General features: G+C 71.3%; 23 protein-coding genes and 2 pseudogenes. 12 read left to right on the forward strand and 13 right to left on the reverse strand.

What is annotated here, in order from left to right; genetic code table 11:
- Positions 1–242 precede the first annotated feature (242 nt).
- Positions 243–788 (reverse strand): annotated as a pseudogene (locus tag ACWD26_RS00005) (LamG-like jellyroll fold domain-containing protein); the annotation flags it as partial.
- On the opposite strand from ACWD26_RS00005, the pseudogene ACWD26_RS00010 reads away from it, so the two are divergent.
- A pseudogene (locus tag ACWD26_RS00010) lies at positions 789–1341 on the forward strand (MGH1-like glycoside hydrolase domain-containing protein); the annotation flags it as partial.
- 13 nt (positions 1342–1354) lie between these two features.
- Here ACWD26_RS00010 and ACWD26_RS00015 read toward each other — a convergent pair.
- Positions 1355–2587, reverse strand: coding sequence for a CdaR family transcriptional regulator (locus tag ACWD26_RS00015; protein ID WP_451264479.1), 1233 nt, complete (start codon positions 2585–2587; stop codon positions 1355–1357).
- A 203-nt stretch (positions 2588–2790) separates the two neighbouring features.
- Here ACWD26_RS00015 and ACWD26_RS00020 point away from each other — a divergent pair, with 203 nt between their 5' ends.
- Genes ACWD26_RS00020 through ACWD26_RS00035 form a run of 4 tightly spaced genes read left to right on the forward strand, consistent with a single transcriptional unit; the run spans position 2791 to position 6676 of the window.
- The gene (locus tag ACWD26_RS00020) at positions 2791–3720 is read left to right on the forward strand and encodes a substrate-binding periplasmic protein (RefSeq protein ID WP_451264481.1); all 930 of its coding nucleotides are present in this window, start codon (positions 2791–2793) and stop codon (positions 3718–3720) included.
- Between the two features lie 9 nt (positions 3721–3729).
- Positions 3730–4506, forward strand: a complete 777-nt coding sequence (locus tag ACWD26_RS00025) for an amino acid ABC transporter permease (RefSeq protein ID WP_451264483.1) — start codon at positions 3730–3732, stop codon at positions 4504–4506.
- The gene (locus ACWD26_RS00030) at positions 4503–5381 is read left to right on the forward strand and encodes an amino acid ABC transporter ATP-binding protein (protein WP_451264485.1); all 879 of its coding nucleotides are present in this window, start codon (positions 4503–4505) and stop codon (positions 5379–5381) included. The genes ACWD26_RS00025 and ACWD26_RS00030 overlap by 4 nt, the downstream gene beginning before the upstream one ends.
- On the forward strand, positions 5378–6676 hold the full coding sequence (locus ACWD26_RS00035; RefSeq protein ID WP_451264487.1) for an NAD(P)/FAD-dependent oxidoreductase: 1299 nt from the start codon (positions 5378–5380) through the stop codon (positions 6674–6676). Before ACWD26_RS00030 ends, ACWD26_RS00035 begins: the two co-directional genes overlap by 4 nt.
- 168 nt (positions 6677–6844) lie before the next feature.
- On the opposite strand, the gene rocD is transcribed toward ACWD26_RS00035, so the two are convergent.
- The 3 genes from rocD to ACWD26_RS00050 all read right to left on the reverse strand — a co-directional run bounded on the left by rocD (position 6845) and on the right by ACWD26_RS00050 (position 9552).
- Positions 6845–8071: an ornithine--oxo-acid transaminase gene (gene rocD, locus ACWD26_RS00040; RefSeq protein ID WP_451264489.1), complete on the reverse strand. Its 1227-nt coding sequence runs from the start codon at positions 8069–8071 to the stop codon at positions 6845–6847.
- Between the two features lie 37 nt (positions 8072–8108).
- Positions 8109–8939: a dimethylargininase gene (gene ddaH, locus ACWD26_RS00045; RefSeq protein WP_451264491.1), complete on the reverse strand. Its 831-nt coding sequence runs from the start codon at positions 8937–8939 to the stop codon at positions 8109–8111.
- Positions 8940–9060: 121 nt separating this feature from the next.
- Positions 9061–9552, reverse strand: a complete 492-nt coding sequence (locus tag ACWD26_RS00050) for an Lrp/AsnC family transcriptional regulator (RefSeq protein ID WP_451264493.1) — start codon at positions 9550–9552, stop codon at positions 9061–9063.
- Positions 9553–9643: 91 nt separating this feature from the next.
- On the opposite strand from ACWD26_RS00050, the gene ACWD26_RS00055 reads away from it, so the two are divergent.
- The 4 genes from ACWD26_RS00055 (at position 9644) to ACWD26_RS00070 (ending at position 13876) form a co-directional block, all read left to right on the forward strand.
- Positions 9644–10399 carry a LytR/AlgR family response regulator transcription factor gene (locus ACWD26_RS00055; protein WP_451264495.1) on the forward strand — a complete coding sequence of 252 codons (756 nt, stop codon included), beginning with the start codon at positions 9644–9646 and terminating at the stop codon, positions 10397–10399.
- A gap of 9 nt (positions 10400–10408) precedes the next feature.
- Entirely contained in the window at positions 10409–10804 is a 396-nt protein-coding gene (locus tag ACWD26_RS00060) for a hypothetical protein (protein ID WP_451264497.1), read from the forward strand.
- 20 nt (positions 10805–10824) lie between these two features.
- Complete coding sequence (locus ACWD26_RS00065; protein WP_451264499.1) at positions 10825–12570, forward strand: sodium/solute symporter; 1746 nt, start codon at positions 10825–10827, stop codon at positions 12568–12570.
- Between the two features lie 97 nt (positions 12571–12667).
- Positions 12668–13876: a sensor histidine kinase gene (locus ACWD26_RS00070; RefSeq protein WP_451265236.1), complete on the forward strand. Its 1209-nt coding sequence runs from the start codon at positions 12668–12670 to the stop codon at positions 13874–13876.
- 19 nt (positions 13877–13895) lie between these two features.
- On the opposite strand, the gene ACWD26_RS00075 is transcribed toward ACWD26_RS00070, so the two are convergent.
- The 7 genes from ACWD26_RS00075 to ACWD26_RS00105 form a co-directional block, all read right to left on the reverse strand.
- Entirely contained in the window at positions 13896–14051 is a 156-nt protein-coding gene (locus ACWD26_RS00075; RefSeq protein WP_390997614.1) for a hypothetical protein, read from the reverse strand.
- Positions 14052–14065: 14 nt separating this feature from the next.
- On the reverse strand, positions 14066–16036 hold the full coding sequence (locus ACWD26_RS00080) for a protein kinase domain-containing protein (RefSeq protein WP_451264501.1): 1971 nt from the start codon (positions 16034–16036) through the stop codon (positions 14066–14068).
- Between the two features lie 16 nt (positions 16037–16052).
- Positions 16053–17615, reverse strand: coding sequence for a DUF6777 domain-containing protein (locus tag ACWD26_RS00085; RefSeq protein WP_451264503.1), 1563 nt, complete (start codon positions 17613–17615; stop codon positions 16053–16055).
- Positions 17616–17845: 230 nt separating this feature from the next.
- A complete protein-coding gene (locus ACWD26_RS00090) occupies positions 17846–18790 on the reverse strand; it encodes a cytochrome c oxidase assembly protein (protein WP_451264505.1) in 945 nt (314 codons plus the stop codon).
- 186 nt (positions 18791–18976) lie between these two features.
- Positions 18977–20002 (reverse strand): 6-phosphofructokinase, encoded by a 1026-nt coding sequence (locus ACWD26_RS00095; protein ID WP_451264507.1) that lies wholly within the window; start codon positions 20000–20002, stop codon positions 18977–18979.
- Between the two features lie 246 nt (positions 20003–20248).
- Entirely contained in the window at positions 20249–20977 is a 729-nt protein-coding gene (locus ACWD26_RS00100; protein ID WP_451264509.1) for a type 1 glutamine amidotransferase, read from the reverse strand.
- 38 nt (positions 20978–21015) lie between these two features.
- Positions 21016–22254: a MurT ligase domain-containing protein gene (locus tag ACWD26_RS00105; protein WP_451264511.1), complete on the reverse strand. Its 1239-nt coding sequence runs from the start codon at positions 22252–22254 to the stop codon at positions 21016–21018.
- A gap of 152 nt (positions 22255–22406) precedes the next feature.
- On the opposite strand from ACWD26_RS00105, the gene def reads away from it, so the two are divergent.
- On the forward strand, positions 22407–22946 hold the full coding sequence (gene def, locus ACWD26_RS00110; protein ID WP_451264513.1) for a peptide deformylase: 540 nt from the start codon (positions 22407–22409) through the stop codon (positions 22944–22946).
- 97 nt (positions 22947–23043) lie between these two features.
- On the opposite strand, the gene ACWD26_RS00115 is transcribed toward def, so the two are convergent.
- Positions 23044–23700: a TetR family transcriptional regulator gene (locus ACWD26_RS00115; protein WP_451264515.1), complete on the reverse strand. Its 657-nt coding sequence runs from the start codon at positions 23698–23700 to the stop codon at positions 23044–23046.
- 173 nt (positions 23701–23873) lie between these two features.
- Between ACWD26_RS00115 and ACWD26_RS00120 the strand changes: the two genes are divergently transcribed.
- Positions 23874–25100: an acyl-CoA dehydrogenase family protein gene (locus ACWD26_RS00120; RefSeq protein WP_451264517.1), complete on the forward strand. Its 1227-nt coding sequence runs from the start codon at positions 23874–23876 to the stop codon at positions 25098–25100.
- 127 nt (positions 25101–25227) lie between these two features.
- The gene (locus ACWD26_RS00125) at positions 25228–25890 is read left to right on the forward strand and encodes a transcriptional regulator (RefSeq protein WP_451264519.1); all 663 of its coding nucleotides are present in this window, start codon (positions 25228–25230) and stop codon (positions 25888–25890) included.
- The last annotated feature ends 63 nt before the right edge of the window (positions 25891–25953 follow it).

Below are 25953 nucleotides of genomic sequence, written 5' to 3' on the forward strand. Positions count from 1 at the left end.
CGGCGTCGACGGCGGCGGCGACGTCCGGGTCCAGCTCGTGCAGGGGCGTGTTCAGAAGCGACATGCGTACGACCTCGTCATCTCAGCCGGCGGTGCGTATTAAGCAACCTGTCGAGCAATACGCAACATCGTGCAAGAGGTGCGGGGTCCGGTCAAGGGCGCCGACGCAGACCGGTGCGCCGCCGGCCGCAGCGAGAAGCGCGCCCGGCCTGTCGACCATGACGGACCGGGCGCTTCGCCGTTCAGCTCATCCCACCGCGCGCGTAGGGCGCGACGGTGATCCGGTCGATCAGCGGCGCGTAGCGGGAGCGGAGCAGCACGCCGGGGAAGGTGTCCGAGGTGTAGGTGGTGCCGTCGAAGTTCGGGAGTTCCTCGGAGCGGAAGGTGATCGTGTTCTGTCCCTTCTTGAACTGGACGGGGACGGTCAGCTCCCAGAAGTTGTTCTGGTGGAAGGTGTGCGGGAAGCCGACCCGCCGCGTCTCGCCGCCGTTGACGGCGATGTCGGCGTGGCGGGCGAGCGGGTCCGGGTTGTAGTGGGTGGCTTCGGACTGCTCGGGGTTGGAGTAGCGGATGCGCAGCGCGTGGGTGCCCGCCTTGTCCGCGGTGACGGTGAACGTGGCGGTGTTGCCGTTGCCCGGGGCGCCGCCGATCCCGGTGATCGCCGTCCCGTCGGTGGCCAGGGAGAGCGGGGTGAGCGTGGCCGAGCCCGCGAGCTCCGCGTCCCGTGCCTCGTACGTACGCGTCGGGAGAGCGCCCTCCGTCGGCGTGACCGTGAGGCGGTCGACGACCAGCTGCACGAACTCGCCGAACTGGCGACGCAACTGAACAGACCGGACGAGGCCCGCCGATGGACGCTGGCCGCCGGGGCGACCCACGGCCATGCTCGACCAGCTGTGGACCGGTGACCGCTTCGTCGCCCGAGGAGTCGCGAGCGGCGACACCTGGCACAGCTCCGGCCTCCTCGATTTGATGCCCATCGTGCTGGGCGAGCATCTGCCGGACGCCGTCAGCCGCGCCCTGGCCGACCGCGTCGAGACCCGCCTGACCCGGTACGGACTGGCCACCGAACTGCCCAGCTCACCGCACTACCTCTCCGACGGATACTGGCGCGGCCCGATCTGGGCCCCCGCCACGGTCCTCGTCGAGGACGGCCTGCGCCGCGCCGGACACCACCGGCAGGCCGACGAGATCAGCGCCCGCTTCCGCGCCCTGTGCGAGGCCCACGGCTTCGCGGAGAACTTCGACGCCCTGACCGGAACGGGCCTGCGCGACCGCGCCTACACCTGGACCGCTGGCGGCTGTCTCCTCCTCGCCGAAGCCCACGAGAACCGCCGGGCGTGACGGCCGACCGCTCTCACGTCCCGAATTCTTCGGTGGTCGCGCCCAGTTGGTCGCAGAGACAGGCGAGATACAGGGCCATGGTGGTGCGGTGCTCGCGCAGTGGCCGACCGGTTAGCTGCTCGATCTTGTTCATCCGGTAGACCACGGTGTTGCGGTGGACGTGCAGCGCCTCGGCCGCCCGTACGAGATTGAAGCCGCCCTCGCACCACGCGGTGATCGTGTCGCGGAGCACCGGCCAGTCCGGCTGGGCCCGCAGGTCCTGGGCGGTCACCGCGAGCAGGCGATGGCGGGCGGGCTGGCCCACCGCCGCCAGGACCTGATGGATCCGCAGATCGGAGATCAGGTGCACCGGGGCGCCGCCCGCCCGACGGCCGGCCGCGAGCGCGGGGGAACCACTCGTCCGCCGGGCCGTCAGATGGAGCGCGTCGCACGCGTCCTGGTAGGAGTCGTGGAGCCTGCCCACGGTGTCGGCCGGTTCGCCGATCCCGGCCCGGGCCGTGAGGGAACTCTGCGCGGCGATGACATCGGCCACCCGGCGGCAGTCGGCGACCAGGGACGCCGTCGGCCGGTCGGCCCGGAGGCGGTGCAGGACGCCGAGCCGGCCGGGAGCCGTGGTCGCGACGATGTCCTGCGGGTCGGCGAACACCTCACGCACCGTGCGGAGCAGTTCCGAGCGGACCAGCGCCATGTCCCGGGCCGGTGCGCCGTGCCGGCGGTTGCCCGGTTCGGCCACGGTCACCTCGAAGGCCACCGCGACCCGGGGGAGCCGCAGGTCGAAGCCCAGCTCGGCGGCCCGGTAGAGCAGGAAGTCGCCCTCCACCACCTGAGGGTCGTACGAGGCGATGTCGGCGAGCAGTTTCTCGGCCGCCCGCTCGGCGAGCAGCCGGGAGCGCAGCATCACCGACTCCCGCAGCAGGATCTCCGTCTGGCGCTTCACCAGCAGGCCGAAGCGCCGCACCTGGGCGGGGGTCCCGGTGATCCCGACCGTGCCCACCGCCTGCCCGTCGGTGACCAGCGGGAGGGTGATACCGGGCCGTACACCCCGTAGCCGAAGGGCCTCCGTGGCGCTGTGCGCGGCCGGTTCCTGGGTGCGGATCACCTCGACGGAGGCCTCGTGGAAGGTGCCGACCCGGCTGCTGTCGCCGCTGCCGATGACCATGCCCTCCGCATCGGTGATCAGCACGTTGAAACCGATCACCGCGGAGGTGTCCCCGGCGATCTCCTGCGCGAGTGACGGGCTCAGCACGGGTGTTCCTCCCGTCGGGGGCGGACCTGAGCTGGACGCACCGTACAGCGGGTCAGGCGCTGTTCACCACAAGTTCGTACGAAGTGAACAGTGACCCGCGACGGGCCCGCTCATAGCCTGTGGGCCCATCACCTCCTCTCCCCGCCGGGGGCACACCGCGGTGAACGGCGGGTTCCTGCAGGCCGACATGGAAGGCCACCCCGATGATCCGTGTGCGTTCGCTCGTCGCCGCTCTGTCCGCGACCCTCCTGCTGTCCACCGTCGGCGCCTGTGGTTCGGGCGACGACGGCCCGAAGAACGTCTCCGCGAAGGCCGCCGCGCTGGGCACCCTCACCCCGGGCGTCCTCAAGGTGGCCGTCCAGCCGTACGCGCCCTACACCAGCGTCCAGGGCGACAAGATCGTCGGGTTGGACGGCGACATCCTCAATCACGTGGCCGGGAAGCTCGGCCTCCAGGTGGAGCCCCAGGTCACGGACTTCGCGGGCATGCTCGCCGGGGTGCAGTCCCGCCGGGTGGACATCACGATAGGCGGGGTCGCCTGGTCGGCGGACCGGCAGAAGCAGGGCCTGTTCACGGATCCGCCCTACTACTCGCCCCCGGCGATGGCCGTGCGGTCCGGCAAGACCTACAAGACCGTCGACGACCTGGAGGGCCTGGAACTCGGGACGGTCGAGGGCTATGTCTGGGTCAAGTCCATCCAGGCCGTCCCCGGCGCCAAGCTGCACGCCTATCCGGACGCCAACGGTGTCTTCGACGACCTCGGCGCGGGCCGCGTCGACGTCGGCTTCCTCGACCCGCTGCTCATCATCGCGGCCCAGAAGGAACGGCCCGACCTGAGGATCGAGACCCAGTACATGACCCCGCCGACCGCCGCGCAGGTGAAGGCGGAGCCCGCCTACCAGTACTTCCAGCCCTACCAGACCGGGTTCTACCTGCCCAAGAAGGCCACCGCGCTGGAGAAGGCGATCTCCGCGGAGATCGACGCCATGTACAAGAACGGCGAACTGAGGAAGCTCGTCGAGAAGTGGGGCGGCGACCCCGAACAGTTCCTGAAGCCCGCCGCCGACGTCGCCACCGCACGCCGGGGCGTGGACCGGCCCCAGGACTGGACCCCGCCGTCCATCGCGCGGTGAGGGGATGACATGTCCGATCTCGCCGGCTTCTTCGAAGTTCCCTGGTCCGACTACCGCCCCGACCTGCTCGACGCACTCGGGCGGACCCTCTCCTACACGCTGGTGAGCTTCCTCGGCGCCGTACTGCTCGGCCTGGCGGTGGCCCTGCTCCGGCTGAGCAGGGCCTGGCCGGCCCGCGCCGTCGCCGCCGTCTACACGGAGGTGTTCAAGAACGTCCCGCTGCTCGCCATCATCTTCCTGACCTACTTCGGCCTCGCCTCCGCCGGGCTCCGGCTGGACGTGTTCACGGCCGGCTGCCTCAGCCTCGTCGTCTTCTACGCCGCCTATCTGTCCGAGATCTTCCGGTCCGCGATCAGCGGGGTGCACGCCGGGCAGACGGAGGCGGGCGAGGCGCTGGGACTGGGCAGGACGGGCATCTTCGGCCACATCGTCCTGCCGCAGGCGGTACGGCAGGCGCTGCCCGGCACCAACACCATGCTGGTCGACCTGCTGAAGTCCACCTCGCTGCTCGTCACCGTCTCCGCCGCCGAGCTGATGTCCGAGGGCCGCCTCATCACCTCGGCCACCTTCCGCGCCCTGGAGGTGTACCTCGTCATCTCGGCCGTCTACTTCGCCCTCTGCTACCCCCTCTCCCAGCTCCTGCTGCTCCTGGAACGCAAGGTACGGGCGGGCGTCCCCCTCTCCCCGTGGCGGCGACGGCGGCTGCGCGCGGCCCGCGCCCTGCTCGGCGGCGACGTGATCACGAACACCGGCGTGGACGCCGGCGCGAAGGAGGCGACGGCATGACCGACTCGGTCACCTCGGCGAAGGGCGAGACCCCGGCCGGGAGCCCGAACCCGGCCGGGAGCACGGCCCCGGCCGGGAGCACGACCCCGGCCGCCGGTCCTGGACCGGCCCCGGCGACGCCGACCCAGGAGGCGGTCGTCCGCATCCAAGGTCTGAGCAAGTCCTTCGACGGCCGCCTCGTCCTCGACGACGTCCACCTGGAGGTCCCCCGGGGCCGCATCGTCAGCGTCATCGGACAGAGCGGCGGCGGCAAGACGACGCTGATGCGCTGCGTCAACCTGCTGGAACGCCCGGACCGGGGCACGGTCGAGGTCGCCGGGGAGGTGGTGCACCAAGGCGGCCGCACCGTCTGCCGCGACCTGGCCCGGCTGCGCCGCACCGTCGGCATGGTCTTCCAGCGGTTCAACCTCTTCCCGCATCTCACGGCCGTCGAGAACGTCGTCCTCGCCCAGCGCAAGGCCGGCATCCCCGAACAGCAGGCCCTGGAGCGGGCCGTCGCCCTGCTGCGCCGCGTCAAGGTCGCCCACCGTGCCCTCGCCCTGCCCGACCAGCTCTCCGGCGGCGAACAGCAGCGCGTCGCCATCGCCCGCGCGCTCGCCCTCACCCCCGAAGTGCTCCTCTTCGACGAACCCACGTCCTCTCTGGACCCGGAGGCGACCCGGGAGGTGCTCAGCGTCATGCGGGAACTCGCCGCCGACGGCATGACCATGCTCCTGGTCACGCATGAACTCCCCTTCGCCCGCGAGGTGTCCGACCATGTCGTCTTCGTCGACGGCGGCCGGATCGTGGAGGAGGGCAGGCCCGAGGAGGTCCTCGACAACCCCGCCCGGGCCCGCACCCGGGAGTTCCTCGCCTCGTACGGGACGGCGTCATGACCCGAGCGCCCGGTACGGGAGGGCCGGTGGGTGACGCCCCGGTCGTGGTCGTCGGCGGTGGTGTCGTGGGACTGTGCACCGCGTACTACCTGGCCGCGGCCGGGGTCCCGGTGGAGGTCGTCGAGCGGCGCGGGCTGGGCTCCGGGGTGTCCCGGGGCAACGCCGGCTGGGTCTGCCTCAGCCATTCGACACCCGTCCCCGCCCCTGGCGTACTCCGCTACGCCCTGCGCTCCCTCGGCCGCCCGGACTCGCCCCTGTACCTGCGGCCGCTGCCGGACCCGGCGTTCGTACGGTGGCTGTGGCGGTTCTGGCGCAGCAGCACACCGGCCGCGTTCCGGCACGGCTACGCGGCGATCGCCGAGCTGAACCGGACCACCTTCGACCTCTTCGACGGCCTGCGCGAGGCGGGCGTCGACACGACGCTCACCCGGCCCGGCATGGTTCACGCCTTCCTGTCGTCGGCCGAGGCCCGTCACCACCTCGCGATCCAGCGGGAGATGGCGGACGGCCGCTACCCGCTGCCCGACGACGTCACCACGGGCGCCGACGCCCGCCTCCTGGACGAGGCGCTGTCGCCCAAGGTGCGTGCGGCGTACCTCGTCGAGGGGGAGGGCGTGGTCGATCCGGAGGCCTTCGCCCGCGCGCTGGGGGAGGCGCTCGCCGCGGCCGGGGTGAAGGTGCACGAGAACGCGGAGGCCACCGGGTTCCGGTCCGGCGGTGGACGGGTCACCGCACTGCGGACCGCCCAGGGGGAGATCCCCTGCTCGGCCGTCGTCGTCGCGGCCGGAATGCGTTCCCCCGCGCTGCTGCGCGCGCTGGGGAGTCCGCTGCCGCTCCAGGCGGGCAAGGGGTACAGCTTCTCCGTGGACCTGGATCCGGCGCCGCGTCACACGCTGTACTTCGGCGAGCGCCGGGCCGTCGCCTCACCGATCGGCGAGACCACGCGGATCGGCGGGACGATGGAGCTGAGCGGGAACAACAACCGGCTGGACTGGCGCCGGGTGGTCGCCGTCGCCCTCGCCAGCCGGCACTATCTCGGCCGCTGGTTCGACGATCCGGACGATCTGGTGGGTCTCATCCGCGATCCGTGGGTGGGCGGGCGGCCGTTCCTGCCCGACGGGCTGCCGGTCATCGACCGAGTCCCCGGCCACGACAACGCGTACGCGGCTACCGGGCACGGGATGCTCGGGGTGACGCTGGGGCCGGTGACGGGCCACCGGCTCGCCGAGTACGTCGTCACAGGGCGGCGGCCGGATGTCCTCACGCCGTTCCGCTTCGACCGGCTTCGGTCCTGAGGGCGGGTTTCGCCCCCGCCGCCGCTTCCCTTCCCCAGGGGCGGCTGCCCCTTCGACCCCGCTTCCGGGGGCTGCCGCCCAGGGGGAGTGCGCTGTCCGCGCGTTGTGGGTGGGTGCTCGCGCCGTTCCCCGCGCCCCTTTCGGGGCGCGGGTGTCGGACTTCGGGTGTCAGGAGCCCTTCTTCAGGACCTCTCCCAGCGTCCCCAGCGCGGAGCCGAGTTCCGCGGCCGTGATCGTCAGGGGCGGGGCCAGTCGGATGGTCGAGCCGTGGGTGTCCTTGACCAGGATCCCCTCCGCCATGAGGCGGTGGCTGATCTCGCGGCCCGTGCCGATCGCGGGGTCGATGTCGACGCCCGCCCACAGGCCGCGCGCGCGGAAGCCGACCACGCCCCGGCCGACCAGTTCCGTGAGCCCGTCCCGAAGGACCCCGCCCAGTTCGGCGGCCTCGCGCTGGAACTCCCCGGTGCGCAGCAGCTCCACCACCGCCGAACCGACGGCGGCCGCGAGCGGATTGCCACCGAACGTCGACCCGTGCTCACCGGGGCGCAGGACCGACAGCACCTCGCGGCGGGCCACCACCGCCGACACCGGCACGATGCCGCCGCCGAGCGCCTTGCCGAGCAGGACGGCGTCGGGCCGTACGTCCTCGTGGTCGACGGCGAGCGTACGGCCGGTGCGGCCGAGGCCCGACTGGATCTCGTCGGCGATGAAGAGACAGCCGGTGCGCTGGGTCAGCTCGCGGACGCCGCGCAGATAGCCGTCGTCCGGGATGAGTACCCCCGCCTCGCCCTGGATGGGCTCGATCAGCACCGCGGCCGTCGTCTCGTCGACCGCCGCCTCCAGCGCGGCGAGGTCGTTGTACGGGACCACCCGGAAGCCGGGCGTGAACGGGCCGAAGCCGTCACGGGCCACCGGGTCCGTGGAGAAGCTGACGATCGTCGTCGTACGGCCGTGGAAGTTGTCGGCGGCGACCACGATCGTCGCCTGGTCGGCGGGGACGCCCTTCACCTCGTACGCCCATTTGCGGGCCACCTTGATCGCGCTCTCCACGGCCTCGGCGCCCGTGTTCATCGGCAGCACCATGTCCAGGCCGATCAGCTCCGCCAGGGCCTCGGCGAACTCGGCGAGCCGGTCGTTGTGGAAGGCCCGCGAGGTGAGGGTCAGCGTGTCGAGCTGGCGGTGCGCGGCCTCGATCAGCGCCGGGTGGCGGTGGCCGAAGTTCAGGGCGGAGTAGCCGGCGAGCATGTCCAGATAGCGACGCCCCTCGACGTCCTCGACCCAGGTCCCCTCGGCCCTGGCCACGACCACGGGCAGCGGGTGGTAGTTGTGCGCGAGGACGGGTTCCTCGGCCCGGATGAGGTCGGCCGAGGAACGCGTACGGACGGGAGCGGTCATTCCGGGGCCTCCTGGGGCACGGGTCGGATCTCCGGAGTCACGGGCGGATCTCCTGAGTGACGCACTTGATGCCACCGCCGGCCTTCTGGAACTCCGACAGGTCGACGGGGACGGGGACGTAGCCCTGCCGCGCGAGCTGGTCGGCGAGTTCCTTGGCACGGGGCGAGATGAACACATGACGACCGTCCGACACCGAGTTCAGGCCGAACGCCATGGCGTCCTCGCGGGTGGCGATCAGCGCGTCCGGGTAGAGCCGGGCGAGGACCGCGCGGCTGCCGGGCGAGAACGCCTCCGGGTAGTACGCGATGTTGCCGTCGTGTCCGTCGTGTCCGTCGTCGAGGACGAACAGCGCGGTGTCCAGATGGTAGAAGCGCGGGTCCACCAGCTGGAGGCTGATCACGGGCACGCCGAAGAACTCCTGCGCCTGGCGATGGGCCTCACGGGTGGTGCGGAAACCGGTCCCGGCGAGCAGCCAGCGACCGGCCGGGACCAGGTCGCCCTCCCCCTCGCAGACCGACTCGGACCGCAGCACGTCGTACCCGGCGCTCTTGAACCAGGCGTCGTACGCGGCGGACTCGGGGCGCCGCTCGGGCGCGTGGAACAGCGAGCCGAGGACACGGCCGCCGAGGACGAGCGCGCAGTTGGCCGCGAACACCATGTCGGGCAGCGCCGCCACCGGCTCCACGGTGTCCACGGTGTGGCCATGGGTTCGGTAGGCGCGGATCAGCTCCCGCCACTGATCCTGGGCGAGGTCGACGTCCACGGGGGTGTCCGGGTGCATCCAGGGGTTGATCGAGTACTGAACGGCGAAATGTCTGGGTTCGCAGACGAGAAAGCGCCGAAGGCGCGGCACACGGCTGTCGGGCACAGAGGGTCTCTCCGCTTCCTGCGGTGTCGGCTGGGATGACACCACGGTAGAAATCGGGGCAGGCGCACGACAAGAAACGAACGTTGCGTGTTCGCGCAGTAATGCTGCGTATCCAACGAGCTCAGCGCACGTTCGCTGCGTCCTGCGTCGCGCCGGCCTCCGGAGCCTCGGGCAGCAGATGCGACAGCACCATGTAGCTGATCGTCTTCCGGATGAACGGCTCGGTGCGGATCCGCTCCAGCACCTCCTCGAAGTGCCCCACGTCGACGGCCCGCACATGCAGCAACGCGTCCGCCCCGCCGGTCACCGTCATCGCCGCGGTGATCTCCGGATGGTTGCGCACCACCTCGGCCAGCCGCCGGGGCGGCGCCGCGCCCTCGCAGTACACCTCCACGTACGCCTCCGTGCGCCAGCCGAGCGCCGCCGGCTGCACCGTCGCCGTGAACCCGGTGATCACCCCCGTCTCGCGCAACCGGTCCACCCGCCGCTTCACCGCGGTGGCCGAAAGCCCGATGGCCGAGCCGATCTCGGCGAAGCTGCTCCTCGCGTTCGCCATGAGCGCCGTGATGATCTTGCGGTCGAGCTCGTCGAACGCCGCCGACTTGCTGTTCATGCGGGCACTGTATCCAGCGGCGCCCCTCCGTGGACGCCGTGCGGCGCGCGCCCGTGTGCAGGCGTGCGAATTGCTCCTACACTCCACCTTCATGCTGCGCGCGCTCGCCGTCGATGACGAGAAACCCTCCCTCGAGGAACTGCTGTACCTGCTGAACGCGGATCCACGGATCGGCAGCGCCGAGGGCGCCAGCGACGCCACCGAGGCCCTGCGACGGATCAACCGTGCCCTGGAGTCCGGCCCCGGCGGACCCGAGGCGATCGACGTCGTCTTCCTCGACATCCACATGGCCGGACTCGACGGCCTGGACCTCGCCCGCCTCCTCACCGGCTTCGCCCGGCCCCCGCTCGTCGTCTTCGTCACCGCGCACGAGGGCTTCGCCGTCCAGGCCTTCGACCTCAAGGCCGTCGACTACGTCCTCAAACCCGTCCGCCGGGAACGCCTCGCCGAGGCGATACGCCGGGCCGCCCAGCTCCGCGACACCGCCCCGCCGATACCGGTCCACGAACCCGACCCCGACCAGATACCCGTCGAACTCGGCGGAGTGACCCGCTTCGTCGCCGTCGACGACATCACCCACGTCGAGGCCCAGGGCGACTACGCCCGGCTCCACACCCCCCAGGGCAGCCACCTCGTCCGCATCCCGCTGTCCACCCTCGAAGAACGCTGGCGCGCACGCGGGTTCGTCCGCATCCACCGCCGCCATCTCGTCGCCCTGCGACACATCGGTGAACTCCGTCTGGACGCGGGCACGGTCAGCGTCCTCATCGGCTCGGTGGAACTCCAGGTCAGCCGCCGCCACGCACGCGAACTGCGCGATCTGCTGATGCGCCGGACCACGGGCTGAGGAGCCGCCATGCCGAACGACCCCACCGAACGCCGCGTCGTCGTCACCGGAGTGCCCCGGCGCACCCTCCCCCACTCCCGGCTGCGCCCGAGCGGGAGGTACCCCCATCCCTCCGGCCATCACCGCCCACGCACCGAGATCGACGAACAGACCACCCTCGGCCACACCTACGTCCGCTCCCTCATGCGCAGCCAACTCCGCGCCGCCCTCGCCGTGTTCGGAGTCCTGGTCCTGCTGGTCGCCCCGCTGCCGCTGGTCTTCGCCGCGATGCCGGACGGCGCCGGCCTGGAATGGGCCATCCTCGGCTTCGGCATCTACCCGCCGCTCGTCGTCCTCGCCCGCTGGCACGTACGCCGCGCCGAACGCAACGAGCAGGACCTCGTCCGGCTCGTCGAGGACCGCTGAGGCGACGGAACCGTGAACTCATGAACGAGAACTACGCCGTCCCCGCGGTCGCCCTGGTCGTCGTCGCCACCGTCTTCGTCGGCGCGTTCGGCCTGCGCATATCCCGCACCACCTCCGACTTCTACGTCGCCTCCCGCACCGTCGGCCCCCGCCTCAACGCGGCCGCGATCAGCGGCGAGTACCTCTCCGCCGCCTCCTTCCTCGGCATCGCGGGCCTCGTCCTCGTCCAGGGCCCCGACATGCTCTGGTACCCGGTCGGCTACACCGCCGGCTACCTCGTCCTCCTGCTGTTCGTCGCCGCCCCGCTGCGCCGCTCCGGCGCCTACACCCTGCCGGACTTCGCCGAGGCCCGGCTCGCCTCCAAGACGGTACGGCGGCTCGCGGGCGCCTTCGTCGTGGGCGTCGGCTGGCTCTATCTTCTGCCCCAACTCCAGGGCGCCGGACTGACGTTGAGCGTCCTCACCGACGCCCCCGAGTGGCTCGGCGGGGTCATCGTCGCCGTCGTCGTCTCCGCCACGGTCGCGGCCGGCGGCATGCGCAGCATCACCTTCGTCCAGGCCTTCCAGTACTGGCTGAAGCTCACCGCCCTGCTGGTCCCCGCCCTCTTCCTCGCCCTCGCCTGGCACGGCGACGGCGCCCCGCGCCACGCCTTCGACGAGCCCGCCGAGTTTCGCGAACAACGCGTGGTACGCGTCGACGAGACCCTCGACCTGAAGCTGGCGAGCCCGCTGACCGTCACCGCCTCCGGCACGATCGACGGCCGCCGCCACGACGACAGCCGCGTCGACCTGCCCGCCGGCACCCACCGCATCGACCGGGGCACCCGGCTGACGTTCACCGAGGGCGACACCGTGCCCCTCGCCGACCGCGGCGGCAACGGCGGCATGTCCACCTCGCTCGCCGCCGGCCGCGAGGAACGCCCCCTGTACGCCACCTACGGGCTGATCCTCGCCACCTTCCTCGGCACCATGGGCCTGCCCCACGTCGTCGTCCGCTTCTACACCAGCCCGCACGGTGTCGCCGCCCGCCGCACCACGGTCGTCGTCCTCGGCCTGATCGGCGCCTTCTACCTCCTGCCCCCCGTCTACGGCGCCCTCGGCCGGCTCTACGCCCCCGACCTCACCCTCACCGGCGACGCCGACGCGGCCGTCCTGCTCCTCCCGGACCGCATGATCGGCGGCCTCGGCGGCGACCTGCTCGGCGCGCTGGTCGCGGGCGGCGCGTTCGCCGCGTTCCTGTCCACCGCGTCAGGGCTGACCATGGCCGTCGCCGGGGTGCTCACCCAGGACGTACTGCCCGCACGCGGCGTACGGCACTTCCGGCTCGGCACCGTCCTCGCGATGGCGGTGCCGCTCGCGGCGAGCGGCCTGGTCGGCGGGCTGCCCGTCGCCGACGCGGTCGGCCTCGCCTTCGCCGTCTCCGCCTCCTCCTTCTGCCCGCTGCTCGTCCTGGGCATCTGGTGGCGGCGCCTCACCCCGCCGGGCGCGGCCGCCGGCATGCTCGTCGGCGGCGGCGCGGCCCTCCTCGCGGTCGCCGCGACCATGGCCGGATACCCGGGCACCGGCACCCTGCACGCCCTGCTGGCCTGGCCCGCCCTCTGGTCCGTACCCCTCGGCTTCCTCACGATGGTCCTGGTGTCCCTGGCCACCCCCGGCAAGGTCCCGCCCGAGACACCGGCGATCCTGGCCCGCTTCCACCTCCCCGAGGAACTGGTCGGCGGCCGGACCCGCGCGGCCACCAAGGAGGTCGAGCTGTGGCGGCGGTGAGGACCGGCGGAGTCGATGGCGGCGGTGAGGCCGGCGGAAGGGAACCCACGGGCGATGAGCGGTGTACCCATGCAGGAGGTGAACGATGAGCGGTGAAGTGAGCGGGTTCCTGGCGGGGCTCTTCGTGGCCGTGCTCCCGATGCTCGCGGCCGGATTCTGGCTCGGCCGCCGTACGGCCCGGCCCCGCAACAGCCTCGGCGGACTCGGCACGCCCGTCGAGCACGCCACCTTCCAGACCCTGCACACCGCCACCCTCGCCGCGCCCCCGCTGCGCGCCGGCCTCACCGAGGAGACCGCCCGCAGATCCGCCAAGCGCCTGCGCACTCTGCTCGGCACAGACGCGCTCTGCCTCACCGACCACGAGTCGGTCCTCGCCTGGGAGGGCGTGGGGGAGCACCACCGCGCCGAGATCATGGGACGGCTGGCGGGTCCCCTGGAGACCGGCCGGGGCGAGGCCTTCCGGCTGACCTGCGACATCCTCGACTGCCCGGTGCGCTGGGCGGTCGTGGCCCCCCTCACGGTCGACGATCGGGTCCACGGGGCGCTCGTCGCCTGCGCGCCCCGCGAGTCCGCCGTCCTCGTCCGGGCCGCCGGGGAGGTCGCCCGCTGGGTCTCCGTCCAGCTCGAACTGGCCGATCTCGACCAGTCCCGCACCCGGCTGATAGAGGCCGAGATCAAGGCCCTGCGCGCCCAGATCTCCCCGCACTTCATCTTCAACTCACTCGCGGTGATCGCCTCGTTCGTCCGCACCGACCCCGAGCGCGCCCGTGAACTCCTCCTGGAGTTCGCCGACTTCACCCGCTACTCGTTCCGCAGGCACGGCGACTTCACCACCCTCGCCGACGAGCTCCACGCCATCGACCACTACTTGGCACTGGTCCGGGCCCGCTTCGGCGACCGCCTCTCGGTCACCCTCCAGATAGCCCCCGAGGTCCTGCCGGTCACCCTCCCCTTCCTCTGCCTCCAGCCCCTGGTGGAGAACGCGGTGAAGCACGGCCTCGAAGGCCGGATCGACAAGAGCCACATCAGCATCACCGCCCAGGACGCGGGCGCCGAGGCGCTCGTCGTCATCGAGGACGACGGCGTCGGCATGGACCCCGCGGTGCTCCGCCGCATCCTCGCCGGCGAGACCAGCCCCTCGGGCGGCATAGGCCTCAGCAACGTCGACGAGCGGCTCCGCCAGGTGTACGGCGACGACCACGGCCTCGTCATCGAGACCGCGGTCGGCGCGGGCATGAAGATCACCGCCCGGCTGCCGAAGTACCAGCCGGGCGTACACCCGGACGGGGGAATCCCCCGGGCCTGAGAGACACAGAGCGTGAGCCTCAGGTGCGCGACGCCACCATCCCCAGCGTCAGCAGGCCGAGGACGACCCATCCGAACCACAGCCAGCCGTTGCTGCCGAGCGCCACCGTGTAGGCCGTCACCACGACCAGCCCACCGAGGGTGAGCACCCCCATGGCCTTCGTCGAACCGGGCATCGCAACACCCTTCCTCAGGCTTCTTCTCCCTCCATGGTGCCCCCACTGGCGGAGACAGCGGTGCATACGACGAAATGTGCGCCCAGTTTCCAGCCGTCGTCGCTGATCCAGAAGCCGGACAGGACGCTGCTCGGCTCGTAGCCGTAGTCCTGCGGTCGCATCTTCTCGGCGCAGTTCTCCGGAGCGTTCCTGAAGGCCTGCGCATAGGTCGTCTGCGGGCTCATCTCCAGGAAGCCGAGCACCTTCTGCCGGTGGCGGTCCTGGCAGGAGACCAGCTTGGCCTTGTTCTCGTTGATCGTGTCGAGACAGTCCTGCTTCTGCAGGGTGGCCGTGTCGTTGAACACCGTTCCCAGCTCGCGATGGTGGCCCATGGGTCCGTACACCGGCCTGCGCTCGCCCAGCAGCAGACAGGCGACGCGGTGCCCGGCGGCGGCGAAGCCGTCGGTGGTCGGCAGGACCGCGTAGGTGCGGATGTCCACGAGTTTGCCGCGCGCCTCCTGGGTGAGCTGATCACACCGCGTGGCTCCGCTCGCGCGGGCGTCCTCGGCGGACGAGGCCTCGTAGAACGCCATCACCTGCCCGTCCGTGCTCGTGCTCGCGCAGCGCGGCAGGACCCTGAGTCGGGGCGTGTCGGCGAAGGGCGTGTCCTTCCAGGTGGCGTCCACACAGTCGCCGTCCCGCAGCGGCTCCGTCAGCCCCACGGTCTTCCCGTACGGCAGCGCCTCGCTCCCGGTGTCACCGCCGAGCCCGCCCGGCAGGTCCTGGATGTTCCCCATGGCGTACCAGGCCCCGCTCACCACGAGGGCCAGGCCGAGGGTGGTGGCCATGCCCGCGAGGAGGGCCCTGCCGCGGTGCCTACGGCGGCGCCCACCACCGCCACGGCCACGGCCACCGTCCCCGGTGGTCCGTGCGGGAGGGCCGAACCCCTGTCCGCCCGACGCCCGGTGCTCCGCCGGGGACCAGGCGTCCTGTCCGCCGTGCCCGGCCGACGGCGCGTACCACGGTGTCTCGTGCCGGACGTGGGGGAGGACGGGGATCTCCGGCTCCGCCGTGTGCGTCGGCTCGCTCGCCCACTGCGGCTGGGAGCCCAGGTCGGGCTCGGTGCGGGGGTGGGCCTGGGGTGTCACGATCGCGGAGAGCGCGGCCTCGGTCTCGGCGGCGGTGATCCGGTGCACGGGGTCCTTGGCGAGCATGGCGGACAGCACCGGCTCCAGCGCGCCCGCCCGCAGCACGGGGCGCGGTTCCTCCAGGACGACCGCGGTCAGCGCCGCGATCTCCGAGTCCCGCTCGAAGGGCCCGTACCCCTCGACGGCGTAGTACAGCGTGCACCCCAGTGAGAACAGGTCGGCCGCGGCGGTCGGCGGCCCGCCCTGCGCCCGCTCGGGCGCCAGATATCCGGCGGTGCCGACCAGGACGTGCGTGCGCGTGTACCGGGTCTCCTGCGTGTCGGGCTGGACGGAGATGCCGTAGTCGGTGAGCAGGACGCGCGCGTACGGCGATCCGGTGCGGTCCGGGGCGAGCAGGATGTTGGCCGGCTTGACGTCCCGGTGCATGACGCCGCGTTCGTGCCCGGCGGTCAGGGCGTCCAGCACGGCGAGCCCGATGCGGGCGCACTCGGCGGGCGCGAGGGCGCCGCGCCGGGTGACGAGCGCCTTCAGGTCGAGGGCGCCCGGCACGTATTCCATGACGATCCACGGCAGCTCGTCGTGTTCCAGCACGTCGTGCACCGTGACCACGTTCGGGTGGGCGCGCAGTCCGGCGGCGTGCCGGGCCTCGGCGCGGGCGCGGGCCACCCGGGCCGTGCGCTCCCGCTCGGCCTCGCCCGCATTGCGGAACACGATCTCCTTCAGCGCGACCTCGCAGTCCAGCTGCCGGTCGTGCGCCAGCCAGACATGGCCCATGCCGCCGCTGCCGAGCCGGTTCAGCAGGAGGTAGCGGTCGGCGATCACCCGGCCGACTCCCGAGTGCGGTGCTCCTGACTGCATCGGTCACTCCCCAGGTTCAGATCCGTACGGGCTGGGCGGGGTTCTCGACGGGAACGCCCGGGTCTCCGGGCGCTCCCGCGTCACCCGAGTCGCTCGGGTCCCCCGGGTGCCCCGGGCCGTCGGACGGCGGATCGCCGGTCGGATCGGGATCGTGCGTCGTCGGGGTGTCGGTGGGCGGGGTGTCGATGGGCGGGTCGCTGTCCTCCGGTGGAGTGGGATCGGGGTCGGGAGTGGTCGGTGGCCGGCTCGACCTGGTCGGGCTGGGCGGCGTCGACGGAGGGGTGGGAGTGGGATCGGGCGGTGGGGTCTGCGAGGCCTTGGAAGGCGTCGGGGTAGGTGGCGTCGGTGACGCTTTCTCGCTCGGCGGGGGAGAGCTCTCCTCCGTGGGCGACGATCCGTCGTCCGTCGGACCGGAGCCGCCGCCGGACGGGGTCGTGTTCTCACCGCCCGGCGTCGATTCGCTCTCCGACGGCGATCCACCCGACGACGAACTGCCGCCCGTCTCCCTGGGCCCGGTGGAGCCCGGGTCGGTCCCCGTGGAACCGGAGTCCGACCCCGGCCCGGGCCCCGATCCGGACCCCGAGCCCGACCCCGATCCGGGCCCCGGCCCCGAATCGTCCGTGCTCTCCCCGTCCGTACCTCCCCCGTCCGTGCTCTCCTCGGACGACGCCCCCGGCCAGTCCACCCGCAGCGCCACCGCGGCCCCGAACTCCAGCTCGGTGCCCGGCCCGGGGCTCGACCCGATCACCGGCGCGTCACCCGGCGGCATCCCGTCCCCGGCGACCGTCACCGCGAGGCCCTTGTCCGCGAGGGCCGCACTGGCCTCGCCGAACGTCATGCCCCGTACCTTCGGCACCGGCTGCCGCGCACGCGTGTCGAACGTCGTGTCGGACTCGCCCGTGGTGCCGACCTCCCGGCTGATGCCCTGGTCCGGGTCCTCGACGTCGACGAGCTTGATCTCCTTGAGCTGCTCGGGCGCGGGCTTGACCACGACCAGCGCGGACTCGTCGAAGCCCTCCCACTCCTTGTTGCCGTCGGCGAACTCCACCTTCACGCGCTTCGGGTCCTCGTCGAAGGCGCGCAGGGGATTTCCGCAGCTGCACTTCACGGCGGGCAGGCCCTGGTCGTCGACCAGTACCGCGATTCCGGCCTCCAGCAGCGCGTCGAAGGGGACGGCCTTGCCCTTCTTGTAGTCGTGGTTCTTCACGAGGGTGTCGTGGCGCAGGAGAACGGGTGTGAGTCCATCGAGATAATTTCCGATTCCGTCGACCTTGATGCCGACGACGCGGGCCCAGTCCTGAGCCTTTTTCTCGTTCTCGGGGGCGGTGAGGAAATCCTCCAGCTTGCGGACGTCGCAGACCTTCGGTTTCTGGGTGCCCCCGTACAGGCCGGGGGTGTTGCCCTGCTGCAGACCGCTGTGCGGCTCCAGGGACCTGAGGTCGGGCTCGTCCCGCCCCAGCTGTTCGCCCTCGTCGAAGAAGGGTGCGAGAGACGGCACCCCCGCGGCCACGGCCTTCACGGCGAGGATCGACGGAGCCGAGTCGCCGCATCCACTCAGGATCACCCCGCCCACGAGCACGACGGCGATCCTCCGGGCAGCCGATTTCCCGGCTTTTCGCAAACACGTTCGTAAGCAGGCGTGAATGGTCATGACCGCTCCCCCCGGCGGTTTCCCCCGTCACCCCGCAGAGCGGACGCGGGGCTCACGCATCATGCTACTGAAGGGCAAAGCCTTTCGGTCAAGGAAATAAAGATGAGCGGGGTCATGGGGTCAGACAAAGGAATTGGGGCGCGAAAAAGAAATGTGACTCAACGACTGCGTGCGTTGAGTGAGGCCAGATAGGCGTTGTACGCCTCGAGTTCCTTGTCGCCGTCCCGGTCGGCCGCGCGGTCCTTGCGCCGGGCCTGCCGCTGCTCGGAGCCGTACCACTGGAAGAGCAGCGCCAGCAGCACGAGCACCGAGGGGATCTCGCTGAACGCCCAGGCGATGCCGCCGGCCGCGTTCTGGTCGGCGAGCGCGTCGATGCCGAGGGAGGCGGGCGGGTTCTCGTACGTCTTCACCATCGGCGTGGACGCCATCATCAGCGCGATGCCGAAGAACGCGTGGAACGGCATGCCCGCGAACAGCTCCAGCATCCGCATCAGATAGCCCGGCCGGTGCGGCCCCGGGTCCACTCCCATGATCGGCCAGAAGAAGAACAGCCCGACCATCAGGAAGTGCGTCATCATCACGATGTGCCCCGGCGTCGACCCCATCAGGAAGTCGAACAGCGGCGTGAAGTACAGCCCGTACAGGCTCGCGATGAACATCGGGATCGTGAACGCCGGATGCGTGACGATCTTCATGTACCAGCTGTGCAGGAACATCAGCAGCAGCTCACGGGGCCCCTTCCGCCCCTTGCCCGCCGTCGGCAGCGCCCGCAGCGCCAGCGTGATCGGCGCCCCCAGCAGCAGCACGATCGGCGCCAGCATGCTGACCACCATGTGCTGGACCATGTGCACGCTGAACATGACCATGCCGTAGTCGTTCAGCCCGGTACACGTCACCAGCAGCACGAGCAGCACACCGACGACGAACGCGACCGTCCGCCCCACGGGCCACTTGTCCCCGCGCCGCACGAGCCGCACGACGCCCCAGCCGTAGAGAGCGAGGGCCGTCAGACAGGCGACGAGGAAGAACGGGTCAGCCGACCACGCCAGTCCCCGCCCGAGGGTGAAGGGCAAAAGCCCCATACCGTGCCCGCTGTGATCCATCCGCCGGCTCCTGTTTCGTGGGGGTTGAGCGCTGTACGTCCGCCCCAAGACTAGAACCGCCCCCGGCCGCCGCTACGACCGGGGGCAGAGCAGCGAGCCCCTTCAGGGGCGCGGGGAAGTGCGCGAGCGACCACGAACGACCCGCGGCCCGCACATCACCTGCTGGACCGAGCTCTCATCGGCGTCCTAGAGCACACACTCCGCTTCCGCGTACCGCTCCGAAGGCACCGTCTTCAACGTCTCCACGGCCTCGGCCAGCGGCACCATCACGATGTCGGTCCCCCGAAGCGCGGTCATCCGACCGAACTCCCGCCGGTGCACGGCCTCCACGGCGTGCCACCCGAACCGGGTCGCCAGCACCCGGTCGTACGCGGTAGGCGTACCACCGCGCTGCACATGCCCGAGGATCACCGGCCGCGCCTCCTTGCCGAGACGCTGCTCCAGCTCGATCGAGAGCTGACGCGCGATCCCGGCGAACCTCTCGTGGCCGTAGATGTCCTTGCCGCCCTCGTCGAACTCCATCGACCCGGCCTTCGGCTTGGCCCCCTCCGCCGCCACCACGATCGCGAACCGCTTGCCCGCCGAGAACCGCTCGGCGACCTTCGCGGTCAACTCCTCGATGTCGAAGGGCCGCTCGGGGACGACGATGGCGTGCGCGCCGGCCGCCATGCCGGAGTGGAGCGCGATCCAGCCGGTGTGGCGGCCCATGACCTCCACGACCAGAACCCGCTGGTGGGACTCGGCGGTGGTCTTCAGCCGGTCCAGTGCCTCGGTGGCGACCCCGACGGCCGTGTCGAAGCCGAAGGTGACGTCCGTGACGGCGATGTCGTTGTCGATGGTCTTCGGCACGCCCACGATCGGCAGGCCGTTGTCCGACATCAGCCGGGCCGCCTTGAGCGTGCCCTCACCGCCGATGGGGATGATCGCGTCCAGACCCAGCTCCTCGACATGGCCCTTCGCCCGCGCCACCCCGTCCCGCAGATGGGAGGGCTGGACCCGGGAGGAGCCGAGGATCGTGCCGCCGCGGGCCAGGATGCCCGCCACCGCGTCCAGGTCGAGCTTGAGGTAGTCGCAGTCCAGGAGACCTTTCCAGCCGTCCCGGAAGCCGATGACCTCGTCGCCGTGGTCTACGACGGCACGGTGCACGACGGACCGGATGACGGCGTTCAGTCCGGGGCAGTCGCCGCCGGACGTGAGGACACCAATGCGCATAGCCCGAATACCTTCTCAACGTGGGCCGGGGACCGGACCACGTTGTCCGGCTGGAATCCCCGCCACCCTACCGGCGGCAGGGGGCGGGGCCGTAGCGGGCGTCCGCCTGCTGGACGGCCCCGCACAAGTGAGCGGAGGCCTGGTCAGACGGGCTTTCACACGTGAGCGGAGATGCTGTCGGACGGGCATGCGTACGGGCAGTGAGGAACCGTTTCTCAGGCTCCTCCGCCCGCCTCACGGACCGTGCTACGCCGGCTGCGTGGCCGCCTCGATGCGCTCGTTGCGCAGCGCCTCGAACCAGCGGTCGTCGGTCGGCGGCAGCGCGTTCACGTCGAGCGCCAGCTTCAGCAGCAGGTCGGCGATCTGCGGGTTCCGCGCGAGCACCGGCCCGTGCATGTACGTACCGAACACCGTGTCGTTGTACGCGCCCTCCGTGCCGTCGCCCGTGCCGTTGCCCTTGCCGAGCCGCACCTGTGCGAGCGGGCGGGCGGTGGGGCCGAGGTGGGTGATGCCCTGGTGGTTCTCGAACCCCGTCAGCTGCGGCAGCCCGAGGCGCGGGTCGATGTCCGCGAGGACGTCGCCGACGCAGCGCTCGCCCTCACCGCGGGTCGTGGTCACGTCGAGCAGACCGAGGCCGGGCTCACGCTGACCGAGATCGTTGACGAACTCGTGGCCGAGGATCTGGTAGCCGGCGCAGACCGCGAAGACGATCGCGCCGTTGTTCACCGCCTGGTACAGATGCCCGTCGCGGCGCAGCCGCTCGGCGGCGAGCCGCTGCGGACGGTCCTCGCCGCCGCCGATCAGGTAGATGTCGCCGGAGGTCGGGATCGGCTGGTCGCTGCGTACGTCCAGCCGGGCCACGTCCAGGCCGCGCTGGCGCGCCCGGCGTTCCACGACGAGGACGTTGCCCTGGTCGCCGTAGGTGCTGAGCAGGTCCGGGTAGACCCAGACGACCCGCAGACTGTTGTCGCTCATGAAAGTCGGTGCCCCTCGCAGTCGTTCGTGGTCGGTGCTCAGTTGCCCACGCGGCGGCGCAGGTCCTGGAACGCGGTGTAGTTGGCGATGACCTCGATCCGGCCCGGCGGGCACATCTGCACCGCCTGGTCGAGGCTCTCGCAGACCTGGAAGTGCTGGTTCGCCACCTCCAGACGTACCGCGAGGTCGAGCTTGCGGTCGCCGAGCACGAAGATCGGGTGGCCGGTCAGCCGTGTGTAGTCGACGTCCCACAGCCAGGAGGTGTCGGTGCCGTCGGCGCCGCGCGCGTTCACCGACAGGATCACCGGCGCCGGCGGCTGGTCGATCAGCGAGAACGTCTCCAGCCAGCCCGCCGGGTTCTTCGCGAGCAGCAGCCGCAGATCGCGCTGCATGAACTGCACCACGTCGTACCGGCCGGCCACCGCCTGCACCTGGTACATGCGTTCCAGGGCGACCTGCGGCGGTACACCGAAGACGGCGGCGGTCGCGGCCGACGAGGCGGCGTTCGCCTTGTTGGCGCGGCCCGGCAGCTGCAGATGGATCGGCCAGGCCGAACCGTGCGGGTCGAGGACGTGGTCGCCCGAGAGCGCCCAGCTCGGCGTGGGGCGGCGGAAACCGCACTCGCCGCAGAACCAGTCGTCGCCGGGGCGCTGCATCACACCGCCGCAGGACGGGCAGGACCAGGCGTCGTCCTTCCACATCTGGCCGACGGCGACCCAGATCACGTTCGGGGAGGACGAGGCCGCCCACACGATCAGCGGGTCGTCGCAGTTGGCCACGACGACGGCCTTCGTACCGGCCAGGCCCTCCCGCCAGGCCTCCGCCATCATGCGGGTCTCGGCGGCGCGGTCGAGCTGGTCGCGGGAGAGGTTGAGCAGCGCGATGCACTTGGGGTCGGTGTCCCGCGCGACACCGGCGAGGTACTTCTCGTCGACCTCGATGACCGCGAACTTGGCGTCCGAGTTCCCGGCGAGCGCCGAGGTGATGCCCGCGGGCATGTTGGCGCCGAGCGCGTTCGACACGACCGGGCCCGCGGCCCGCAGCGCCTCGGCGATCAGCCGGGTCGTGGTGGTCTTGCCGTTGGTGGCCGAGACCAGGACGACGTCCAGGCTCTGCGCGAGCCGGGCGAGGAGGTCGGGGTCGAGTTTGAGTGCCACCCGGCCGCCGATCACAGATCCGCTACCGCGTCCCGCGGCACGCGATGCCGCCGCGACCGCCTTGCCCGCCGTCACGGCCAGCTTGGCCCGCGGCGTGAGCGGGTCCGAGTTGCCTGCCATCAGTTCTCGATCCTCCTTGCGTACAGCGCCGCGCCCAGTCCCGGCAACATGTGGACCAAAGCCTATCGAGATCCACTCACGCGCCCGAATCTCGCCGGGTGCGTTGCCCTGGCCGGACCGGCTAAATCGGGTCTGAACGTACCCTTGCCGCCATGCGAAGCGGCTCGATTCCCGGCGCCCGAGGGCGCGTTCTCCCCATGACACTCCTCGGAGACCCCGTATTGCACGCGCCCTGTGAAGACGTGACGGAGTTCGGGCCCGAACTGGTGCGGCTTGTGGAGGACATGTTCGCGACGATGTACGACGCGCGGGGGGTGGGGCTCGCCGCGAACCAGGTCGGCCGGGGGCTTCGGGTGTTCGTGTACGACTGTCCGGACGACGAGGATGTGCGTCATCTCGGGCATGTGGTGAATCCTCGGCTCGTCTCGGCGGAGGGGATCGTACTGCGGGGGCCCGAGGGTTGTCTGTCGCTGCCCGGTCTTGAGGCGGGGGTGGAGCGGTACGACGAGGCCGTGGTGGAGGGGTTCACGGTGGACGGGGACCGGGTGCGGGTACCGGGGACCGGGTTCTTCGCGCGGTGCCTGCAGCACGAGTGTGATCACCTTGAGGGCCGGGTGTATGTGGACCGGCTGTCGGGGTGGAGACGTTCTCGGGTGATGAGGAAGGTCGCGAAGGCGTCGTGGGGGTCGTGAGTGCGTCGGCGGGTGCGGGTTCGTCGTGGCTGGTCGCGCAGTTCCCCGCGCCCCTGACGGGGCGCGCCCACGCCGGCCACGCCGAGAAGGGGGCCCACTAGAAGCCCGGGCCGCCCACCTTGTCGCCCGCCGCTGCCAGGCGGCCCCAGAGGAGGTCCGCCAGGCTGCGGACCAACTCGGCCCTGGTGAGGGGGCGTTCGCCGAGCCACCAGTCGCCCGCGGCGTGCATCATGCCGACGATGCCGTGGCCCCAGACACGGGCCAGTTGGCGGCTGTCGGGGCCGAGGTCGAGGCGGTCCTCTATGACCGTGCCCAGCTCCTCGCCCATGCGGCGCAGGAGGGGGGCGGAGTGCTTGCCGACGTCGAAGCCCTGCTCGCCGGGCTGCTCGCCGGGCTGACCGCCCTCGGCGGGGTGCATGAGGAAGCGGTACACCTGGGGGCGGGCCTCGATGGCCGCCAGATAGGTGTCGAGGGTCGCCTCGACGCGTTCACGGCGCTCCGCCGGGGCGTCCAGCGCGGCCCGCAGGGAGTCGAGGAGGGCGTCGGTGTGGCGCTGGGCGAGAGCGGCGTAGAGTCCGCCCTTGTCGCCGAAGTGGCGGTACAGGATCGGCTTGGTGATGCCGGCCTCGGCGGCGATGGCGTTCATCGACGCTCCCGGGCCGTCGCGGAGCACGACTCTGTCCGCGGCTTCCAGCAGCTCACGCCGACGACGGTCGGCGGACCGCTCCTGGTCGGTCCGCTGCGTGGTGTCCATGAGTCTCTCCCCCAAATACTGATGACAGTGACGCCCTGCGCAAACTAACACTGATTGGCACGTGCCGATCGAACGGGCTACCGAGCCCGGCGCGGGAGTTGACTTTTCCTACCGACCGGTAACAGACTCGCGTTACCGCAGGTAACATCTTAGTGCAGTGCTGGAGGCGCGTCATGGCCGAGTTCACCATGGAACTCAACGAGGAACAGCGAGAGGTTCGCGACTGGCTCCACGGATTCGCCGCCGATGTGATCCGCCCCGCGGCGGCCGAGTGGGACGAGCGCGAGGAGACCCCCTGGCCGGTGATCCAGGAGGCCGCCAAGGTCGGCATCTACTCCCTGGACTTCTACGCCCAGCAGTACTTCGACCCCACCGGCCTCGGCATCCCCATGGCCATGGAGGAGCTGTTCTGGGGTGACGCGGGCATCGCCCTGTCCATCGTCGGCACCGGCCTCGCGGCCGTCGGCGTCCTCGCCAACGGCACCGAGGCGCAGATCGGCACCTGGATCCCGCAGATGTACGGCGATGCCAACGATGTCAAGGTCGCCGCCTTCTGCTCCTCCGAGCCCGACGCCGGTTCCGACGTGGCCTCCATGCGCACCCGAGCCGTGTACGACGCGGCCAAGGACGAGTGGGTCCTCAACGGCACGAAGACCTGGGCGACCAACGGCGGCATCGCCAACGTCCACGTCGTCGTCGCCGTGGTCGACCCCGAGCTCGGCTCCAAGGGTCACGCGTCCTTCATCGTGCCGCCCAACACGCCCGGCCTGTCCCAGGGGCAGAAGTTCAAGAAGCACGGCATCCGCGCCTCGCACACCGCCGAGGTCGTCCTGGAGGACGTACGCGTCCCCGGCTCCTGCCTCCTCGGAGGCAAGGAGAAGCTCGACGAGCGCCTGGCGCGGGCCCGTGAGCGGGCCAAGGCCGGCGGCGAGCGGGTGAAGAACGCGGCGATGGCCACGTTCGAGGCGTCCCGCCCTGCCGTGGGCGCCATGGCGGTGGGCACCGCCCGCGCCGCGTACGAGGTCGCCCTCGACTACGCCAAGACCCGCGAGCAGTTCGGCCGGCCCATCATCGACAACCAGGGCGTCGCCTTCCAGCTCGCCGACATGCGGACCTCCGTCGACGCGGCCCGGCTGCTGGTGTGGCGGGCCTCCTGGATGGCGATCAACGGCAAGCCGTTCACCGCGGCCGAGGGCTCCCAGTCGAAGCTGTTCGCGAGCGAGACGGCGAAGAAGGTGACCGCCCAGGCCATCCAGATCCTGGGCGGCAACGGGTACACCCGGGAGTACCCGGTGGAGCGGATGCACCGGGACGCCGCTATTTACACCATCTTCGAGGGTACGAGTGAGGTGCAGCGGCTGGTGATCGCCCGGACCCTGTCGGGGATGCCGATTCGGTAGCGCCGTGGGTGTGACCGTGTCGGTCGGGCCGCGGGTGATTCGTGGTTGCTCGCGCAGTTCCCCGCGCCCTCAGGGGCGCGGGCTGCTGATCAGCGGTGACGGCATGTGAACCCGACGGGAGTGCTCGATGACGCGTACGGCCGGAGAAGTGCTGGAAGCCACCGCCGCGCGGCTCGCCCCGGAACCCGACGCCAATCCTCTGCTACCCCTGATCGCCTCCGGTGCGGCCGATCTCGACACGCTTGCCGCGCTCGCCATGGAGCAGCGACTGGTGATCGCCGCGGATCTGCTCTCCTTCCGCCATCTGGCCGAGCGGTCGGCGGTCGAGGAGCCGGCCTGCGCGCCCTTCTTCGAGATGCTCGCGGAGGGGGAGGCGGTGGCGGCGGAGCGGCTCGGGGCGTTCGCCGAGGCGTGCGGGGTGGACGCGGAACGGGGTGCGGCGTACGAGCCGCTGCCGGGCTGTCAGGCCTACCCGTCGTACGTCGCCCGGCTCGCCCTCAGCGCCGCCCCGGCCGACGTCGTGCTCGCGCTCAGCGCCAACTTCGCTTCCTGGGGCGGCTATTGCGCGACGATCGCGCGGGCCCTCCGCCGCCACTACGGCTTCACGGACGAGACCTGCGCCTTCTTCGACTTCTTCGCCGAGCCGTCACCGGAACTGGACCAGAGGGCGAGGGTGGCGGTACAGGCGGGGTTGGACGCGGGGCGGATCGATGCGGAGGCGGTGAACGGGTACGGCCGCCTGCTGCAGAGCTACGAGTCGATGTTCTGGACCACACTGGCACGCCCCTGAAGGTGGCGCGGGGAACTGCGCGACAAGCCACGACGTACCCGCGGGCGTGTACGGTCGCGAGTG

Source organism: Streptomyces sp. NPDC002787 (assembly GCF_053592095.1).

Excerpts from the sequence above, each read along its gene's own strand:
- ACWD26_RS00020 (WP_451264481.1), top strand. The coding sequence starts at position 2,791 with ATGATCCGTGTGCGTTCGCTCGTCGCCGCTCTGTCCGCGACCCTCCTG.
- ACWD26_RS00115 (WP_451264515.1), bottom strand. The coding sequence starts at position 23,700 with ATGGACACCACGCAGCGGACCGACCAGGAGCGGTCCGCCGACCGTCGT.
- ACWD26_RS00060 (WP_451264497.1), top strand. The coding sequence starts at position 10,409 with ATGCCGAACGACCCCACCGAACGCCGCGTCGTCGTCACCGGAGTGCCC.
- ACWD26_RS00030 (WP_451264485.1), top strand. The coding sequence starts at position 4,503 with ATGACCGACTCGGTCACCTCGGCGAAGGGCGAGACCCCGGCCGGGAGC.
- ACWD26_RS00105 (WP_451264511.1), bottom strand. The coding sequence starts at position 22,254 with ATGGCAGGCAACTCGGACCCGCTCACGCCGCGGGCCAAGCTGGCCGTG.
- ACWD26_RS00100 (WP_451264509.1), bottom strand. The coding sequence starts at position 20,977 with ATGAGCGACAACAGTCTGCGGGTCGTCTGGGTCTACCCGGACCTGCTC.
- ACWD26_RS00125 (WP_451264519.1), top strand. The coding sequence starts at position 25,228 with ATGACGCGTACGGCCGGAGAAGTGCTGGAAGCCACCGCCGCGCGGCTC.
- ACWD26_RS00035 (WP_451264487.1), top strand. The coding sequence starts at position 5,378 with ATGACCCGAGCGCCCGGTACGGGAGGGCCGGTGGGTGACGCCCCGGTC.
- ACWD26_RS00080 (WP_451264501.1), bottom strand. The coding sequence starts at position 16,036 with ATGCAGTCAGGAGCACCGCACTCGGGAGTCGGCCGGGTGATCGCCGAC.
- ACWD26_RS00025 (WP_451264483.1), top strand. The coding sequence starts at position 3,730 with ATGTCCGATCTCGCCGGCTTCTTCGAAGTTCCCTGGTCCGACTACCGC.
- def (WP_451264513.1), top strand. The coding sequence starts at position 22,407 with ATGCGAAGCGGCTCGATTCCCGGCGCCCGAGGGCGCGTTCTCCCCATG.
- rocD (WP_451264489.1), bottom strand. The coding sequence starts at position 8,071 with ATGACCGCTCCCGTCCGTACGCGTTCCTCGGCCGACCTCATCCGGGCC.
- ACWD26_RS00065 (WP_451264499.1), top strand. The coding sequence starts at position 10,825 with ATGAACGAGAACTACGCCGTCCCCGCGGTCGCCCTGGTCGTCGTCGCC.
- ACWD26_RS00120 (WP_451264517.1), top strand. The coding sequence starts at position 23,874 with ATGGCCGAGTTCACCATGGAACTCAACGAGGAACAGCGAGAGGTTCGC.
- ACWD26_RS00050 (WP_451264493.1), bottom strand. The coding sequence starts at position 9,552 with ATGAACAGCAAGTCGGCGGCGTTCGACGAGCTCGACCGCAAGATCATC.
- ACWD26_RS00055 (WP_451264495.1), top strand. The coding sequence starts at position 9,644 with ATGCTGCGCGCGCTCGCCGTCGATGACGAGAAACCCTCCCTCGAGGAA.
- ACWD26_RS00095 (WP_451264507.1), bottom strand. The coding sequence starts at position 20,002 with ATGCGCATTGGTGTCCTCACGTCCGGCGGCGACTGCCCCGGACTGAAC.
- ACWD26_RS00090 (WP_451264505.1), bottom strand. The coding sequence starts at position 18,790 with ATGGATCACAGCGGGCACGGTATGGGGCTTTTGCCCTTCACCCTCGGG.
- ACWD26_RS00075 (WP_390997614.1), bottom strand. The coding sequence starts at position 14,051 with ATGCCCGGTTCGACGAAGGCCATGGGGGTGCTCACCCTCGGTGGGCTG.